The sequence below is a fragment of the Pseudomonas sp. SWRI81 genome (assembly GCF_014268545.1).
Lineage (GTDB): Bacteria > Pseudomonadota > Gammaproteobacteria > Pseudomonadales > Pseudomonadaceae > Aquipseudomonas > Aquipseudomonas hamedanensis.
Genome location: NZ_JABWQS010000035.1, coordinates 27,623 through 46,963, shown reverse-complemented (window position 1 = coordinate 46,963; position 19,341 = coordinate 27,623). Strand labels below are relative to the sequence as shown.

Below are 19,341 nucleotides of genomic sequence, written 5' to 3'. Positions count from 1 at the left end.
AATCCCGTCGCTGGCGATAGACGATTTTTTCGCAGTGTGCGGGATTTATTTTTCCGGTTTCATCGGGTTGTTGCGTCTAATTATCATTAACTACAAAACTGCACACGCCTTTCAGGAGCATTTGAAGTAATGCACAGCCCATCCTTGTCCCGCGCACCACTGGCCACGGCGATCCAGCGTCAGACTCAGCGCCAGGTGATCCTGCCCCGCGCCCTGCTGACTACCCTGCTTCTGCTGGGTGCCGGTGAGGTCCTTGCGGCGCCGACCAGCATCAACGTTGCGGCCCAGCCGTTGTCCAGTGCCTTGCAGCAACTCGGGCAACAGTCCAACTTGCAGATCATCTACGACCCGCAGCTGCTGCAAGGGCTGAAAGCCAACGCGGTGTCCGGCACTCTGGAGCCGGAAGAGGCCTTGCACCGTCTGCTGCTGGGGAGCGGCCTGACGTACCAGATTACCGGTAACACGGTGTCGTTGATTCCGGTCAGCGGCGCTGCCGGCGATGCCATGCAGTTGGGCGCGATCTCGATTTCCGGCAAGGCACCGGGCTCGCAGACCGAAGGCACCGGGCTGTACACCACCTACTCGTCGAGTAGCTCGACGCGTCTGAACCTGACGCCGCGGGAAACGCCGCAGTCGGTCACCGTGTTGACCCGCCAGCGTCTGGATGACCAGAAGCTGACCAACCTGACCGACGTGCTCGACGCCACCGCCGGCATCACCGTGACCCGCAACGGCATGGGCACCGAGAACGACACTTACTGGTCGCGCGGCTCGCAGATCCAGAACTTTGAAGTAGACGGCGTACCCACATCCACGCGCCTGGACAACTACACCCAAAGCACCGCGATGTACGACCGCGTGGAAGTCGTCCGAGGCGCGACAGGCCTGATCAGTGGCCTGGGCAACCCGTCGGCAACCATCAACCTGATCCGCAAGCGTCCGACCGCTGAAGCCCAGGCCAGCGTTACGGGCGAGGCCGGCAACTGGGATCGCTACGGCACCGGCATGGACGTTTCCGGCCCGCTGACCGAATCCGGCAATGTGCGTGGGCGGCTGGTCGTCGATTACAAGACCCAGGGCTCGTGGGTTGATCGCTTCAAACAGGATTCGCAACTGGTCTACGGCATCACCGAGTTCGACCTCAGCGAGGCGACACTGCTGACCGTCGGCTTCAGCTACCAGAAAACCCAGGTCGACTCGCCGATGCGCGGCGGCTACCCGTCGTATTTCACCAACGGCGAAAAATCCCACGTTCACCGCTCGCTGAATACCTCGCCGGACTGGTCTTATAACGACCACGATCAAACCAACTTCTTCACCTCCGTCGAGCATCAGTTCGATAACGGCTGGAGCGGCAAGATCGAATACGGCCACACCGAGAACAAGTTCGACCAGCTCTATGCCGTGGCCACCGGCACCCTCGACCAGGCCACCGGCTCCGGCACGGGTCTGCTGCCGGTCCGCTGGTCCGGTACGCCGCGCCAGGACAACATCGACGCCTACTTCACCGGCCCGTTCTCGCTGTTCGGTCGCGAGCATGAGTTGATCCTCGGCGTAACCGCGACCAACTACAAGGAATCCACGCCGAGCTACGGCGACTGGCTGCGTGACTACAGCTTCAACGTTCCGGATATCAGCCACTGGGACGGCAACTCGCCAAAACCGGCCACGCCTGTCGTCAGCAAGGGCCATATGGAAGAGAAGCAACTGGGTACTTATCTGACCTCACGCTTCCACGTCACCGACGACCTGACCGTCATCCTCGGCGGCCGTCTGACTGACTGGAAACGTGACACCGACACCCAGCCATACGGCGGTGAAGCGAGTACCGTGAAGGAACGTGAAACCGGTATCTTCACGCCGTACACCGGTGTGGTGTACGACCTGGATGACAACTGGTCGCTGTACGCCAGTTACACCAAGATCTTCAATCCGCAGGCGTCTTACGTTCGCGACATCAACAACAAATCGCTCGCACCGACCGAAGGCAAAGGCTACGAAGTGGGCGTCAAGGGCACGTTCTTCGACGAGAAACTCAACACCAGCCTGGCCCTGTTCAAACTGGAGCAGGACAACCTCGCGGTGTGGATGTCTGACACCCAGGCTTATCGCCTGGAGCAAAGCACCGAGACCAAGGGCGTTGAACTGGAGCTGAACGGCGAACTGGCTGAAGGCTGGCAAGCCTCTGCGGGCTACGCCTACAGCGTCACCACCAACGCCGACGACGCGCGCATCGTCACCAACGCGCCGCGCCACATGCTCAAGACCTTCACCTCGTATCGCCTGCCCGGCGCGCTGGACAAGGTCACCGTCGGCGGTGGCGTGAACTGGCAATCGAAGATCGGCGAAGACCTGCGCTACTACGAACAAGGCAGCTACGCGGTCACCAACCTGATGGCGCGTTACGACATCACCAAGAACCTCAGCGCCTCGCTCAACGTCAACAACCTGTTCGACCGCGAGTACTACTCGATGGTCTACTACGACGGCATGTACGGCGCTCCGCGCAACTTCATGACCAGCTTCAAGTACAGCTTCTGATCCCGGGCCACGGCCTGAAGAAACGCACCGTCTGACGGTGCGTTTTTTTATGCCCGCCGTTCATCGGCAACAAAAAAGGCCGGAGGGTTTGCCCCGCTCCGGCCTTGGTGTGTGACAGGTCAGTCTTATGGGTAGAGCGCCTCGCGCAACACTTCGGTCAGCTCCTGATACACGCTTTCAATCTCGCCAGTGACCATCGGCATGCGCAGGAAGTCGTGCACCAGTGCGGAGTATTCCTTGCACTGCACTGCCACACCGCTCGCCTGCAGACGTTGCGCATACGCATGGCCTTCATCGATCAGCGGATCGAAGCCGGCGAGCGCCAGGTGAACCGGTGCGACACCGCGCAGGTTCGGCGCCAGCAACGGCGAGAAACGCCAGTCGGCGCGATCTTCTGCAGTGCGCGCGTAATGATCGTAGAACCACTCCAGCGTCGGACTTTCCAGCAGATAACCTTCGCTGAAGAGTTCCCGCGATTCCGTGCTGCGCGACGCGTCGGTCACTGGATAACACAGCAGTTGCAGACACGGTTGCAGCGCCTGCGCACTGGCCGCCGCCTCAATCGCCAGCACGGTCGCCAGGGTAGCGCCGACGCTGTCACCGGCCAATGCCAGCCGTGAGCTGTCGATGTTCAGCGCGCCAGCCTGCTGCGCCAGCCAGGTCAGCGCGTCGGCGGCATCGTGCAACGCCGTGGGGAACTTGAACTCCGGCGCACGACGATATTCCACCGCTACCACGGCACACGGCGTGCGGTGACAGAACTCGCGGCAAATACCGTCGTGGGAATCGAGACTGCCCACTACAAAACCACCGCCGTGGAGGAACACCGTCACTGGCAGCGCCTGCTTGCTGTCGGTGACTGGCGTATAGATCCGTACCGCCAGCGAGTCGCCGTCACGGGTCGGGTAACTCAGGTCGCGCGACAGCACCTGCGGTACTTGCCAGCGCATGCGCGCCGAAGATTGTTCGAACGCTTGCCGCGCCTGTGCCGGCATCTGCTGATGAAAAGCCTGCGTAGCGTCTGTCTGGTTGGCCTCGACCAAGTCGAGAAACGCAGCGATTTCCGGATTCAAAGACATTAAGGACATCCTGGTGCGGCCCGCAGGCCGCCCCTCTATCGAAGGTTCAAAAAAAGGCTCACGCCGACTGCGCCAGGCAGTGTTCGATCAGCGCTTGCAACTCGCGCTGGTAATCGGCCATGAGGCGCTCGACGGTGCTGGTCCGGTAACGCCGTGTGCTGTAAATGCAGCGGAACGCCAAACGGCCGTTGTACACCTGCCCCACCAGTTCCAGCCAGTTGGCCATGCCCGCGTCCATGTCATAGCTGTCGCCGATGTTGTCATCGGCCGGCACCAGCAAGGCCTGCTCGTCAAAGCTTTGATCGAACTGTCCCAGATAGTTGAAAGTCACGCGCGCCTGCGGCAGTGCCGCCAGACGCTGCGCCAGCGGCGCGCCCGCCATGTGTCGCAACGCGCCGTAGCCGACCCCCTTGTTGGGCAGACTCTGCAGTTGATCGCGCACCGTGATGATCGCCTCGCCGATATCGGTGTCGTGCCCGGGCGCCAGACGCACCGGGAACATGGTGGTGAACCAGCCCAGGGTGCGGCTCAGGTCGAGGTCCTCGAAAAGGTCTTCGCGACCATGCCCCTCAAGTTGCACCAGCACCGACGACTCATCGTTCCAGCGGCACAGCACGCGACCCAGCGCGGTCAACAACAGGTCGTTGATCTGCGTCTGGTAAACCGCCGGTGCCTGTTTGAGCAGACTGGCGGTCAACGTTTCATCGAGGTTCATCACCGCCTCGGCGCGATGGCGCACCAGATTCTTGCCACGCGGGTTGTCACAACGCAGCTCTTTGCCGGGCTGGTCGAGGGTTTGCAGCCAGTAATCCAGCTCCTCGTCAATCAGCGTGCGGGTGTGCGCGCTGAGGTGTTCGGCCCAATCGCGAAAGCTGCTGGTGCGCACCGGCAGTTCGGGTTCGGCGCCCAGGCAATAGGCGTCGTATGCGGTTTGCAGATCCTGCAACAGAACCCGCCACGACACGCCGTCGATCACCAAGTGATGGATGACCAGCAACAGCCGCGCCTCGCCGTCCGGCAGCGTCGCCAGCAAGCCACGCACCAGAGGTCCCTCGCCCAGCTTCAGGCTGCGCTGCGCCTGATTGGCGAGCACTTCCAGTTCATCCTTGTCGGCCACTTGATGCACCCACAGTAACGGCGTTTGCCGGGCCTGTTGCCGGCACGCGTCGAGGCTCTGGTAATGCTGGGTCCAGACGCCGCCCTCGCGGACGAAGCGCAGGCGCAGCGCATCGTGCTGCTCCAGCATGGCCATCAGGCTTTTCTCCAGCGCCAGCGCATCGAGCGCCTGACGCGACCGCAGGATCAGTGCCTGGTTGAAGTGGTGCGGCGCAGCCATTTCCTCGTCGAAGAACCACTGCTGGATCGGGATCAGCGGGAACGCGCCCTCGCGCGCCGCCCGAGTCTCCTCGGCGCTGGCACGGTGAACCGCTTGCTGGTCGAACAGATTGCCGATGGTCTGGAACCGCATCAGGTCGCGCAGTTTCAGATCGAGTTTGAGCTGCGGATGGTTACGCGCCCGGGAGATCACTTGCAGGCTCAGAATCGAGTCGCCACCGAGTTCGAAGAAGTTGTCGCTCAAGCCCACCTGCTCAACCTGCAGCACTTCTGCCCAGATTTGCGCGAGCAAGGCTTCTTCCTCGGTGCGCGGCGCCACGTACTGTTCAAGCTGCACCTGCGGCTCTGGCAAGGCTTTGCGATCGAGTTTGCCGTTGGGCGAAACCGGCAGCCGCGCCAGACACATGATCTGCGCCGGCACCATGTAATCCGGCAAGCGTGCACGCAGTTCGCTCTTGAGCCGCTCGACAGTGCGCGCCTCATCATCGCTGTCACACACCACATAACCGAGCAGTTGCTTGCCGGACACACCGTCACGGGCAATCACCACGGCGTCGGTGACCCCGTCCTGCAAGCGCAGGCAGGCTTCGATTTCGCCGAGTTCGATACGGAAACCGCGCACCTTGACCTGATGGTCGGCGCGGCCGACGTAATCCATCACGCCGTCATCCCGCAGGCGTACCAGGTCGCCGCTGCGATACAGGCGACTGCCCGGCGCACCGAACGGGTCCGGCACGAAACGTTCGGCGGTGATCGAAGCTCGCCCGTGATAGCCCCGGGCGACCCCGTACCCGCCGATGTGCAGTTGCCCGGACAGACCGGCCGGCAACGGATTCAGATCATCGTCCAGAATCCACAGCGAGCGCTGACCGACAACGCGCCCGATCGGCGCATACGCTGCGGCGCAAGGCTCGTCATGGGCGGCTTTCCAGAGCATCGGGGTGACCACGGTTTCGGTCGGCCCGTAGCCGTTGGTGATGTATTGCGGACGCAGGACGCTGCGCACCTCTTGCAGGGTCTGCTCCGGCACCGCGTCACCCCCCAGGCAATAGATGCGGACCTTGGGCGCGCTCGAACCACTGGCCTGCACGTATTCGGCGACTTGCTTGAGATAGGCCGGCGGAAAACAGGCAATGTCGATCGACAGGGTCTGCAACGCGTGGCTGGTCTGCTCCGGCGTCCACAGTTCATTGTCGCGCAGCACCAGCGTGCCGCCGAACGCCAGCGTAGTCAGCCAACGTTCATGGGCACCGTCAAACGCGAACGACATGAAATGCAGTTCGCGGGTGGTGTGGTCCATTTCATACAGCTCGCGGATCGCCTGGCAGTGCATGCTCAGCGGGCCGTGGGTGACCGCCACGCCCTTGGGCAAACCAGTGGAACCGGAGGTGTAGATCAAATACGCCAGGGTGTCTTCGCACACCGCCACCGGTGGCGCCGTGTCTGGATAAACGCTGCCGTCGAAACCATCGAGGTCAACCCGTGGCAACCCGTGCGGCAACGGCAGACGCGCCGACAATTGGCCACGACTGATCATCAGCGCCATGCCGGAATCTTCGATCATGAAGGCCAGGCGATCACGCGGATAGTCGATGTCCAGCGGCACATAGGCCGCGCCGCTCCTGAACACCGCGAGCAACGCCACGAGCATGTCCAGCGAGCGCTCCAGCGCCACGCCGATCAACACTTCCGGCCCCGCACCGTGGGCAATCAGGTGATGGGCGAGGCGGTTGGCCTGGCGGTCCAGTTCGGCGTAGCTCAGCACCTGCCCGGCACACTCTACGGCGTGGGCCTGCGGGCGATGGCGGGCATGCTCGGCGATCATCAGCGGCAGCCGTTCGCGCTGCTCGCGTGGCGCCGGCTCACGGCCCCAGGCTTGCAAGGCCTGCCATTGCTGCGGCGCCAGACGTTGCAGGTTGCCGAGGTATTCGTGCGGCGTGTCGAGCATCGCTTGCAGGGTGACTTCCAGGGTCTGGCGGATACGCTGCACCGCTTCGACACTGAAGCAGTCGCGCAAAAACAGGTACTCGATGGACAGTTCTTCGTTCAGATGCACCGCCAGGTCCATCGGGAAGTTGGTCACGTCGTGGTTGGCCGAAGCGCCGAACCGCAAACAGCCCTTGGCTTCTTCCAGACGACGGTCGATCGGGTAGTTCTCGAACACAATGATGCTGTCGAACAACATCTGCCCGCCGTGCCCCGACCAGCGCTGAATATCCGCCAGTGGCGCGTGGGCGTGGTCACGCAGATCAAGGTTGTAGGCTTGCAGTTGCGCCAGCCAGTCACTGAGGCGTTGCGCCGGTTGCAGGGTCTGGATCACCGGCAAGGTGTTGATGAACAGACCCAGCATGCTGTCAGCATTGGCCAGCCCTTCCGGACGCCCCGCGACCGTCGCACCGAAGGCCACGCTGCTTTGCCCGGTGTAGCGTTGCAGCACCAGCAACCACGCCCCCTGAATCAGCGTGTTGGCGGTGATGCCGTGCGCCCGGCAGTGCTGTTGCAATCGGCGGGTCTGTTGCTCATCCCATTTGGTGTACAGCGCTTCGTGGCCGGCTGCGGTGTCGACGTGACGCGGATGCATGGCCTGGCTCAGCGCCGTCGGCTCGGCCAGGGTTTGCAGATGACCGCGCCAGAACTGTTCGAGGCGTCCCTGATCCTGGCTTTGCAGCCATTCGATGAAATCACGGTAACGACCGCTGTCCCCCACCACTTCGCCGCTGGCGTAGTGCTGCAACACCTCGCCGAACAGCTGCGAACTGCTCCAGCCGTCCATGAGAATGTGGTGGCTGGTCCAGATCAGTTGGTGACTGTCTTCATCCGTGCGGATCAACAGCAAACGCTGCAACGGCACCCGGTGCAACTCGAAACCACGCGCACGTTCCTCACGGGCACGCTCGCCCAGACGCTGCTCGCCAATCTCCTGGCCGCGCCAGTCAAGCACCTGCAGATCGACCTCGGCGTGGTGCTGCACGACCTGGATCGGCGACGTCTGCCCGCCCTGCCAGTGGAACGACGTGCGCAGAATCGCGTGGCGCCCGATCACATGCTGCCAGGCACGACGGAAGCGCTCCGGATCCATGCCTTCGACCGGCAGGTTGATCTGGTTGATGTACAGGTCATCGCCGTCGTCGGACAGCGTGTGGAACAACATGCCCTGCTGCATCGGCGACAGCGGATAAATGTCTTCGATGTCCGCCACGGCGAGCGGCAAGGCGTCGAGTTGCGCCTGGGTCAGTGCCGCCAGCGGGAAGTCAGACGGCGTGATGCCGCGATTGCCCGGCGCGCAGCAATGCTCGATCAACGCTGCCAGCTCAAGCGCGTAGTCATCGGCCAGACGCTGGATGGTCGCTTCGTCGAACATCTCGCGACTGAAGGTCCAGCTCAGCTTGAGTTCGGCGCCATACACCTGACCGCTGACTTCCAGCCAGTTGCTCAACGGTGCCAGCGGACTTTGCTCGCGACCGGCGCTCTCTGCCGCCGGGACAAACAGTGCGGCTTCATCGAACTGACTGTCGAACTGGCCGAGGTAGTTGAAGGTAATCCGCGCATCGGGCAGATCTGCCAGCGCGGTGCGTGCAGCCTCGTCGCCCAGGTACCGCAAGGCACCAAACCCCAGGCCTTTGTTGGGGATCGCGCGCAGTTGTTCCTTGACCTGTTTGATCGAACCGGCCAGTGGCGTCTGCGGTGTCAGGCGCACCGGGTAGAGGCTGGTGAACCAGCCCACGGTGCGGCTCAGGTCGATGCCCTCGATCAGCTCTTCGCGGCCATGACCTTCGAGCTGAATCAAGGTCGAGGCTTCGCCGGTCCAGCGGCAGATGACCCGTGCCAACGCCGTCAGCAGCAAGTCGTTGACCTGGGTGCGATACGCCGCCGGAGCCTGTTGCAGCAGTTTGCGCGTCAGCTGTTTATCCAGCTGAGTACGCACGCTCGATGCCAAATGGTTGTGAAGCCGCCCGTCGCGGTTGTCGCGCGGCAAATCCTGCGGTGCATCGAGCAACTGCCCGCGCCAGAAAGCCAGTTCGCCGGCCAGATTAACCGTGTGCGCCTGCAAGGCTTCGGCCCAGTGCTTGAACGCGCTGGTCTTGGCGGGCAGTTTCAGCGTTTGCCCGGCCTGCACTTGGCGATAAGCGTCTTGCAGATCTTCAAGCAACACGCGCCACGACACACCGTCGACGGCCAGGTGATGGACCACCAGCAACAGGCGCTGGCTGCCATCGGTCAGGCTCAGCAACATGGCGCGCAACAGCGGACCGTTTGCCAGATCAAGGCTGCGCTGCGCTTCGTCGCAAGCGGCTTCGACTTCATCGGCATGGTTCAGCGCGGTCTGCCACAACAGCGGCTGCCGGTCATCGACGGCCCGGTGTGCGGCAGTCCAGTCGTGTGGGTTGGGCGTGAAGGTCAGGCGCAAGGCATCGTGGTGACGAACCAACGCTTGCAGCGCCTGCTCCAGCGTTTCCCCGTGCAAGGCTTGCGCAGGCTTGAGCAGCAAGGACTGGTTCCAGTGATGACGCTCGGGGATGTCGGTGGCAAAAAACAGCTGTTGGAACGGTAACAGCGGCGTGCTGCCAGTCACCGGGCCCTGATCGATACGCACCGCACTTTCGCCACGCGTGGCAACGGTCGCCAGACTGCGGACGGTCTGGTGCTGAAACAAGTCTTTGGGAGTGAAATGCACACCGGCCTGACGGGCGCGGCTGACCACCTGGATCGAAATGATCGAGTCGCCACCGAGGGCGAAAAAGTTATCGCTGACGCCGACCTGCGCAAGGCCCAGCACCGACTGCCAGATGTCCGCCAGTTGTTGCTCCATGGCGTTGGCGGGCGCCTGGTATTGCGGCTGGGCGGTACTCGCATCGGGTTTCGGCAAGGCCTTGCGGTCGAGCTTGCCGTTGGGGCTCAACGGCATCTGCTCGAGCGCCAGCCATTGGGTCGGCACCATGTATTCCGGCAGTTGCTGCTGCACGTGCGCGGCCAGCGCTTCGCGCCAATCAGTGTCCTCTTCGGCCAGCACGACGTACGCCACCAACTGCTTGCCATCGATGACCAGCACCACCGCTTCGCGCACCGCTGGATGTTCGAGCAGGCGCGCTTCGATCTCGCCCATTTCGATGCGCAAGCCGCGCAGCTTGACTTGATGGTCGATGCGTCCGGCGTATTCGATCACCCCGTTGTCGCGGTAGCGGGCCAGATCACCGGTGCGATAAATCCGCTCGCCCTTGCCATAAGGGCTGACGGCGAAACGCTCGGCGGTCAGCGCCGGACGCTGGTGATAACCACGGGCCAGGCCCTCGCCTGCCAGGTACAGCTCGCCAAGAACGCCGACCGGCACCGGTTGCAGTTGTTCATCGAGGATGTAGCAAGCGAGATTGGCGATCGGCTCACCGATCGGCACGCTGTCGCGCCCCTCGTCGACACACGTCCAGTGGGTCACGTCGATGGCCGCTTCGGTCGGGCCATAGAGGTTGAACAGCCCGGCCTGCGGCAGCTTGGCAAACACTTGCTGCTGGGCGTCGGCCGGCAGCGCTTCGCCCGAGCAGACAATGCGCTTGAGGCTGGTGCACGTCGCCACCTCGCCATCCTGCAGGAACGCCTGCAACATCGACGGCACAAAGTGCAGCGTGGTGATCTGTTCGCGCTTGATCAGGGCCACCAGCGCCGCCGGGTCACGGTGATCGCCCGGGGCCGCGACAACCAGCCGCGCGCCGGTCATCAGCGGCCAGAAAAACTCCCAGACCGACACGTCGAAACTGAACGGAGTCTTTTGCAACACGCTGTCGTCGGCGCCCAACCGATAGGCCTGCTGCATCCAGCACAGACGGTTGGTCAGCGCCGAATGACGGTTGCCGGCGCCCTTGGGTTTGCCCGTGGAACCCGAGGTGTAAATCACATAGGCGAGATTTTCGCCATCGACCGTCACCTGCGGATCGCTCGCGGGGTACCCTTGCAACTCGCCGACCGTGTCCAGCGCCAGGATTTGTACGGTATCGGCCAGCGGCAAGCTGTCGAGCAACGCTGCCTGGGTCAGCAGCAACCGCACGCCGCTGTCTTCGATCATGTAGCGCAGGCGTTCCTGCGGATAATCCGGGTCGAGCGGGACGTAAGCGCCACCGGCCTTGAGCACCGCGAGCAGGCCGACAACCATTTCGACCGAACGCTCCAGCGCGATGCCCACCAGCGACTCCGGGCCGACGCCCATGTCGATCAGGCGATGCGCCAAGCGATTGGCCCGGGCATTGAGTTGCGCGTAGCTCAGACGCGTCTCGCCAAAGGCCAGCGCCGGGGCGTCAGGGGTTTGCGCGACTTGCGCTTCAATCAGTTGCTGGATGCTGGTGGTCAGCGGGTAGCTCGTCGCCGTGTCGTTCCAGCCTTGCAGGATCGCTTGGCGCTCCTGCGCGGTGAGCATCGGCAAGTCACCGAGCGCTTGTTGCGGTTGCGCGACAAGCGCCTGCAACAATGCCAACAGATGCTGGCCCATACGCTCGATGGTCGCGGCATCGAACAGATCGGTAGCGTAGATCAGCGAAGCACCGAGGCCCTGCGCCGATTCGTGGGTTTCCAGCGTCAGGTCGAGTTGCGCCTGATGCGTATCCCAGCTCATCGGTTCGACGTGCAACTGTTCAAGCGACGCGTTCGCCCCTTGCGCGCCACTGGCCGTTTGATGGTTGAACATCACCTGGAACAACGGACTGCGACTGAGGCTGCGCTCCGGCGCCAGTGCCTCGACCAATTGTTCGAACGGCAACTCCTGATGCGCCTGCGCGCCCAGCGCCGCTTGCTTGACCTGTTGCAGCAAGGCACTGAATGACAGACGCGAATCGAGCTGCGCACGCAGCACCTGGGTGTTGACGAAGTAGCCGATCAGGCCTTCGGTTTCAGTACGGTTACGGTTGGCGTTAGGCACGCCGACGCGGATATCGCCCTGCCCGCTGTAGCGATGCAGGAAAGTCTGAAACGCCGCCAACAGGACCATAAACAGCGTCACGCCTTCACGGCGGGCGATGGCTTGCAGGCCATGGTTCAACTCAGGATCGATGTGCAGGTCCAGACGCGCACCGCGGTAACTCTGCACCGCCGGCCGTGGCCGGTCCTGCGGCAATTCCAGCACCGGTTGCTCACCGCCCAGTTGCTCGACCCAGTAGGCCAGTTGCCGTTCGCGCTCACCGGCCTCCATCCAGCTGCGTTGCCACAGCGCGTAGTCGGCGTACTGGATCGGCAAGGCCGGCAGTGTCGCGGGCTGGCCGCTGCTGTAGCCGGCGTACAGGTTGATCAATTCATCGACCATCACGCGCATCGACCAGCCATCGGAGACGATGTGGTGCTGGACCAGAATCAACACATGATCCTCGGCCCCCAGTTGCAGCAGTTTTACCCGCAGCAACGGCCCATCGGCCAGATTGAACGGCTGCTGGATTTCGGCTTCGATGAGCCGTTGCAAATCGGCATCGCCGGTATCGGCGGGCAGATTCTGCCGGACGATGCTCAGCAAGGCGTCCTCGGCAATCACTTGCCGCGGGCGCTGGCCGTCGTCGACGAACACAGTGCGCAAAGTCTGATGGCGTTCGATCAGGCTGTCGAAGGCGCTTTGCAGCGCCATGACGTCAAGCGTGCCACGCAGGCGCAGCGCCATCGGAATGTGATACGCGGCGCTGGTCGGCTCCAGTTGCCAGAGAAACCATTGACGTTCCTGCGCATAACTCAGGCCCAGGGTGTCAAACGCCGACTGCACTTCGGGAATCGGCAGGTTGGCCGGGGACACGCCCTCGGCAAGCATCTTGGCCAAGTATTCCTTGCGCTTTTCCAGCGGCAGGGTAATGAAACGGCGGGCAATCCGCGTGGCGACGTTAACGTCCATTCACGCGTCCTCCATTTCATCGAGCAGGTCTTCGAGCAGGCTCAGTTTCGATGCCGTGACCTGTTCGCCGTGGCCTTGCAGTTGCGCCACCAGATCGCCGAGTACCGGGTACTGGAAAATGGTTTGCGGGAGCAGCTTCATACCGAGTTCAAGTTGGATGCGCGACACAATGTTTATCACCAGCAGGGAGTGACCTCCCAGTTCAAAGAAATGGTCGGTCAGACCGACCCGATCGAGTTTCAGCACGTCACTCCAGATTGCCGCGACTTGTTGCTCCAGCTCACTGACCGGGGCGACATAGGCGCGCTGCGACTGGCTGGCATCGACCGTCGGCAGGGCCTTGCGATCGAGCTTGCCGTTGGCGGTCAGCGGCAGTTGCTCAAGCAGCAACAGGTGCGCCGGGACCATGTAGTCCGGCAGATCCTGACGCAGGCGCAGGCGCACCTGTTCGCGCCAGGCGCCCTGCTCCAGCGGATCGAGCGCTGACGCGGCGACGATATACGCCACCAACTGCACGCCGCCGGCCCCCGGCTGATCGAGCACCACCGCTTGGCGCACGTCTGGCAAGGCCAGCAAACGCGCTTCGATTTCGCCCAGTTCGATGCGGAAACCGCGGATCTTCACTTGATGGTCGATGCGCCCCCGGTACTCGATTCGTCCGTCCGCGCAGTACCGCGCCAGGTCGCCGGTGCGGTACAACCGCTCGCCGCTGGCGCCAAACGGATTCGGCACGAAACGCAAAGCGCTGAGATCAGTGCGATTCAAATAACCGCGCGCCAGACCAGCGCCCGCCACGTGCAGTTCACCGATGCAACCCCGGGCGACCGGATTGAGATCGGCATCCAGCACGTACCACGACAGGTCGGCAATCGGCGCGCCCAACGGGCTGCCGACGGCAGTCTCAAGGTCGGCAAGCGACAATGGCCGATAGCTGACGTGCACGGTGGTTTCGGTGATGCCATACATGTTGACCAGCTGTGGCGCGCTATCACCGAAACGCTCGAACCACGGCCGCAGGCTCTTGACCTCCAGCGCCTCGCCGCCGAACACCACATAGCGCAGCGACGGCTGTAACCCGGGCGCCGATTCGCAAGCGACCTGCATCAGCTGCTTGAACGCCGACGGCGTCTGGTTCAGCACCGTCACCTGCTCGCGACAGAGCAAGGCATAGAAGTCCTGCGGTGAACGACTGATGTCCTGCGGCACGACCACCAGACGCCCGCCATGCAGCAATGCACCGAAAATTTCCCAGACCGAAAAGTCGAACGCGTACGAGTGAAACAGCGTCCAGCAATCCTCAGGGCCGAACTTGAACCAATCTTGCGTGGCCTCGAACAGACGCAGCGCATTGGCGTGGCTGAGCAACGTGCCCTTGGGCTTGCCGGTGGAACCGGAGGTGTAAATCACATAGGCCAGGTTGGCGCAGTCGACGTGGGTCTGCGGATCCTGTTCCGGCTGGCCTTCGCCGGCATCGTCCAGCGACAAACGCGTCACTTGCGGGCCGGTCGCGACGTGGTCGAGGACACCGTGACCACTCAACAACAGCCTGATGCCGCTGTCCTCGATCATGTAGTGCAGGCGCTCGGCCGGGTATTGCGGGTCCAGCGGCAGGTAGGCGCCGCCAGCCTTGAGGATCGCCAGCAAGCCGACAATCATCTCCACGGAGCGTTCGGCTGCGAGACCGACCAGCACGTCAGCGCCGACGCCGCGCGCCATCAGCGCATGGGCCAGACGATTGGCCCGGCGGTTGAGTTCGGCATAACTCAGTTGCTGTGCGTCAAGGCTCACGGCAATCGCGTTCGGCGCCTTGCGTGCTTGCGCTTCGAACAAACGGTGCAATGGCTGCTGCGGGTTCCAGTGCTGCGGCGCCGGGTTCCAGTCGCGCAGAGTCTGCTCGATCGTCGCCTGTTCAAGCATCGGCAACTCGCCGATCAATTGTTGCGGCTGCTGGCAAATGCCGCGCAGCAACGCCTGCCAATCCATGGCCATGCGCGCGACGGTGGTGGCGTCAAAGAGGTCGGCGGCATACACCATCGAGGCGTAGAGACCGTCAGCCGACTCTTCGGTATTGAGGGTCAGATCGAACTGGGCCATCAAGCTGTCCCAGTTCACTTCGCTGATCTGCAGGCTGTGCAGTTGCGCCAAGGCGCTGGTGCGACGGGCCTTGGCCTGATGGTTGAACATCACCTGAAACAACGGGCTGCGACTGAGGCTGCGCTCCGGTTGCAGCACTTCAACCAGTTGCTCGAAAGGCAAATCCTGATGGTCCTGTGCACCCAGCGCCGCTTGCCGGACTTGTTGCAGCAAATCGCTGAAACGCACCCCGCCGCTGACGTCGGCGCGCATGACCTGAGTATTGACGAAGAAGCCGATCAGGCCTTCGGTTTCGACCCGGTTGCGGTTGGCAACGGGCACACCAACGCGGATATCGTTTTGGCCACTGTAGCGGTGCAGCAAGGTCTGGAACGATGCCAGCAAGAGCATGAACAGCGTCACGCCTTCGCGGCGGGCCACTTCGTTCAACGCGTCACTCAATGCGCCATCCAGCGCCAGTTCAAAACGTCCACCGCGCAGACTTTGCGTGGCCGGGCGGGGACGATCCAGCGGCAGTTCCAGCAGCGGTTGCTCGCCGCCCAATCGGGCCAGCCAGTAATCGAGTTGGCGCTCGCGTTCGCCGGCCTCCATCCATTGGCGCTGCCACAGCGCATAGTCGGCGTACTGGATCGCCAGCGCCGGCAATTGAGGCGTGTCGCCACGGCTGTAAGCGGCGTACAGCGCAATCAGCTCATCGACCATCAACTGCATCGACCAACCATCGGAGACGATGTGGTGCTGGACCAGCACCAGCACACGGTCGTCAGCGCTCAGTTGCAGCAATGTGGCGCGCAGCAGCGGACCTTGTTGCAGGTCGAACGGCCGGCTGATCTCGGCTTCGACCCGTGCCTTGAGGGCGGCGGCGTCGCTGTTGGCGGCCAGGCTGTGGGTTTCGATCGCCAGGCTGAACGGCGCCAGAATCGATTGGCGAGTGCCGTCGGCGTCTTGCAGGAACTGCGTGCGCAGGCTTTCGTGACGCTCGATCAGTGTGTCGAAACTGCGTTGCAGCGCGGGTTGATCCAGCGGCCCGCGCAGGCGCAGCGCGGTCGGAATGTGATAGGCAGAACTGTGGCGGTCCATGTGCCACAGGAACCATTGGCGTTCCTGGGCGTACGACAACGGCAGCGGTGCGCCGCGTTGCACCGCCACCAGCGGCGGTTGCCGCGCTGCCTTTTGCGCCTCGCTCAGATACGCGCAAAAGGCGCCGAGGGTGTTGTGTTCGAACAGCGCCTTGAGCGGCACGTCGCGCTGCAAGGTCTGGCGCACCCGTGACAGCACCTGAGTGACCAATAATGAATGGCCGCCAAGCTCAAAAAAGTTGTCGCTCATCCCTACGCGTTCAAGCTTGAGTACCTCGGCCCAGATCCGCGCGGTGTGCTGCTCCAGTTCGCTGACTGGCGCAACGTAACGTTGCTGCATCAGACTGGCGTCGGGCTTGGGCAAACCTTTGCGGTCGACCTTGCCGTTCGGCGTCAGGGGAATCTGCTTGAGCACCAGCAAGTACGCCGGAACCATGTAATCGGGCAGGCTGCGCTTGAGGCTGGTGCGAATCTGCTCACGCCAGGCACTTTCCCGCGAGGCGTCAACAGTTTGCGCGGCGACGACGTAACCAACCAGTTGCGCGCCGTTCGGGCCGTCCTGCGCCAGCACCACCGCCTCGCGTACCGAATCGAGCGCCATCAGCCGCGCTTCGATCTCGCCCAGTTCGATGCGAAAACCGCGCACCTTGACCTGATTGTCGACCCGCCCCTGATAATCGAATACGCCATCGGCCCGCAGACGCACCTGATCGCCACTGCGGTACAGCCGCGCGCCCGGTTCGCCGAACGGGTCCGGCACGAACCGCTCGGCAGTCAGCGCCGCACGGTCCAGATAACCACGGGCGACGCCATAGCCGCCCAGGTACAACTCGCCGGCCACACCTTGCGGCACCGGGTTGAGTTCGGCGCTGAGCACCCAGGTGCTGCGCTCGCCGACGCGCTGGCCGATGGGCGCATACGCCGCCCCGCAGGCGGTATCGCGATCGGCTTTCCACAGCAGCGGCGTAACCACGGTTTCGGTCGGGCCGTAACCGTTGATGATGTGTTGCGGCGCCAGGGCGCGGCGCACGCGCTCGAAGCTGTCGTTCGGCACCGCGTCGCCGCCGAAACAATAGATGCGCACCTTCGGCGGATGGCCTTCGCTCTCGGCGAACTCCGCCAACTGCTGCAAATAAGCTGGAGGGAACGCGACAACGGTGACACCGTGACGCTGCATCGCGCGGTAAGTCTGCTCGGCGGTCCACAGGCTGTCGTCACGCAACAACAGGCTTGAACCGTGGGTCAGTGGTGTTATCCAGCGCTCATGCGCGCCGTCGAACGCGAACGACATGAAATGCAGTTCGCAATCGTCCGGGGTCATCGCATATCGCTGACCGATCGCCTTGCAATGCATGGCCAGCGGACCATGGGCCACGCAGACACCTTTGGGCTGACCGGTCGAACCCGAGGTGTAAATCACGTACGCCAGGCTGTGTTCGTGCACCTCGACCGTCGGCGCCGTGTCGGGAAATTCGCCGGTGTCCAGGGTATCGAGGCAAAGGTTCGGCAAACCCGCCGGCAACGGCAACTGAGTGATCAGGCTGGAGTCGGTGAGCAACAGCGCCATTCCCGAGTCGTCAATCAAATAGGCCAGACGCTCGCGCGGGTAACTGGCATCCAGCGGCACATAGGCCGCACCGGCCTTGAGCACCGCCAGCATTGCCACGAACATCTGCGCACTGCGCGGCAACGCAATGCCGATGCGCACTTCCGGCCCCGCGCCGGCGATTTGCAGACGCCATGCCAGGCGATTGGCTGCCGCGTCGAGTTCGGCAAAACTCATTTGCTGCTCGCCACAACGCACCGCCACGGCGTGCGGCTGGCTCGCGGCGATGCGGGCAAAGCGTTGGTGCACCGCCAGCCGCTCCATCGGCAGCAACGCGTTGCTCTGTTGCAGTTGCGCGAACTCGTCGCGGCCGAGCATCGGCAACTCGCCAATGCGCTGACCACTGTCGGCCACGATGCCGGCCAGCAGGTTCTGCCAGTGCTCGGCCATGCGTGCGATGGTCGTGGCTTCGAACAAGTCGGTGGCAAACACCAAAGAGGCGCTGAGGCCCGCGGCGGATTCATACGTGTCGAGGGTCAGGTCGAACGGCGCGGTGTGGCTGTCCCAACGCACCGGCTCGACGTTCAGCCCCGGCATTTGCAGCGGTTTGTGCGTGGCCGGCGCTGCGGTCTGGTGATTGAACATCACCTGGAACAACGAACTGCGGCTGAGGCTGCGGGTCGGCGCCAGCGCTTCGACCAATTGCTCGAACGGCAAGTCCTGATGTGCCTGGGCGCCGAGCGCGTGCTGCTTGACCTGCTGCAATAGTTCGCGGAACGGCAGCTGTTCGTCGAGCTCGGCACGCAACACCTGGGTGTTGACGAAGAAGCCGATCAGACCGGCAGTTTCGCTGCGATTGCGGTTGGCAATCGGCACGCCGACGCGAATGTCGCCCTGGCCACTGTAGCGATGCAACAGGGTCTGGAACGACGCCAGCAACAACATGAACAAGGTCACGCCTTCGCGCCGGGCAACCTCCTGAAGTCCTTTGCTCAAGGCCGGTGGCAAGTCACAATCGAGGCTGCCACCGCGCAAACTCTGGCTCGCCGGACGCGGATGGTCCAGCGGCAACTCCAGCACCGACGCCTCGCCAGCGAGGCGCTCGGTCCAATACGCCAATTGTCGCGCGCGCTCGCCCGCCTCCATCCAGCTGCGCTGCCATAGCGCATAGTCGGCGTACTGGATCGGCAGCGGCGCCAACGTCACCGCGTGGCCGCGACTGAGCCCGGCATACAACTGGATCAGCTCATCGACCATGATTTGCATCGACACGCCGTCGGAAACGATGTGGTGCTGCACAGCGACCAACACATGTTCCGCGGGTGCCACGCGCAACACGCGAATCCGTAGCAGTGGCCCTTGCAGCAGATCGAACGGCTTAGCCATTTCCGCCTGGATCAGCGCCTTCAACGCAGCGTCGTCAATGCCCTGCACATCCTGCACCGGCAATGCCAGTTCAAAAGGCGCCTGAATGCTTTGCAGCACCCGGCCCTGTTCGTCGAGAACGAAGCCGGTACGCAGGCTTTCGTGACGCTCGATCAGCGCCGCGAAGCTTGCCTGCAATGCCGGCAGGTCCAGCGCCCCGCGCAGACGCAGGGCGGTGGGAATGTGATAAGCGGCGCTGTGCGGCTCCATCTGCCAGAGGAACCACTGCCGCTCCTGGGCATAGGAAAGCAACAGGGGCTCGTCGGCACCACGCCGGAAAACCGGGGCGATGCCATAGAGGTTGACTCCCTGTTTGCCCAGTAGAATCGCCAGCGCCTTGCGTTTCTCGGGAGAAAGCGCGCCTACCGATTCAATCAACTCCTGCATGCC

The 19,341-nt window shown here is 63.1% G+C and carries 4 protein-coding genes; 1 reads left to right on the top strand and 3 read right to left on the bottom strand.

Annotated elements, in window-relative coordinates; genetic code table 11:
* Nucleotides 1-129 precede the first annotated feature (129 nt).
* Nucleotides 130-2,541, top strand: coding sequence for a TonB-dependent siderophore receptor (locus HU765_RS19775; protein ID WP_186622443.1), 2,412 nt, complete (start codon nucleotides 130-132; stop codon nucleotides 2,539-2,541).
* Between the two features lie 125 nt (nucleotides 2,542-2,666).
* On the opposite strand, the gene HU765_RS19770 is transcribed toward HU765_RS19775, so the two are convergent.
* From HU765_RS19770 to HU765_RS19760, 3 genes are read right to left on the bottom strand one after another with little or no spacing between them, the layout of a single operon-like run.
* Nucleotides 2,667-3,620, bottom strand: a complete 954-nt coding sequence (locus HU765_RS19770; protein WP_186622442.1) for an alpha/beta hydrolase — start codon at nucleotides 3,618-3,620, stop codon at nucleotides 2,667-2,669.
* 58 nt (nucleotides 3,621-3,678) lie between these two features.
* Entirely contained in the window at nucleotides 3,679-12,807 is a 9,129-nt protein-coding gene (locus tag HU765_RS19765; protein ID WP_186622441.1) for a non-ribosomal peptide synthetase, read from the bottom strand.
* Nucleotides 12,808-19,338 carry a non-ribosomal peptide synthetase gene (locus tag HU765_RS19760; RefSeq protein ID WP_186622440.1) on the bottom strand — a complete coding sequence of 2,177 codons (6,531 nt, stop codon included), beginning with the start codon at nucleotides 19,336-19,338 and terminating at the stop codon, nucleotides 12,808-12,810.
* Nucleotides 19,339-19,341 lie beyond the last annotated feature (3 nt).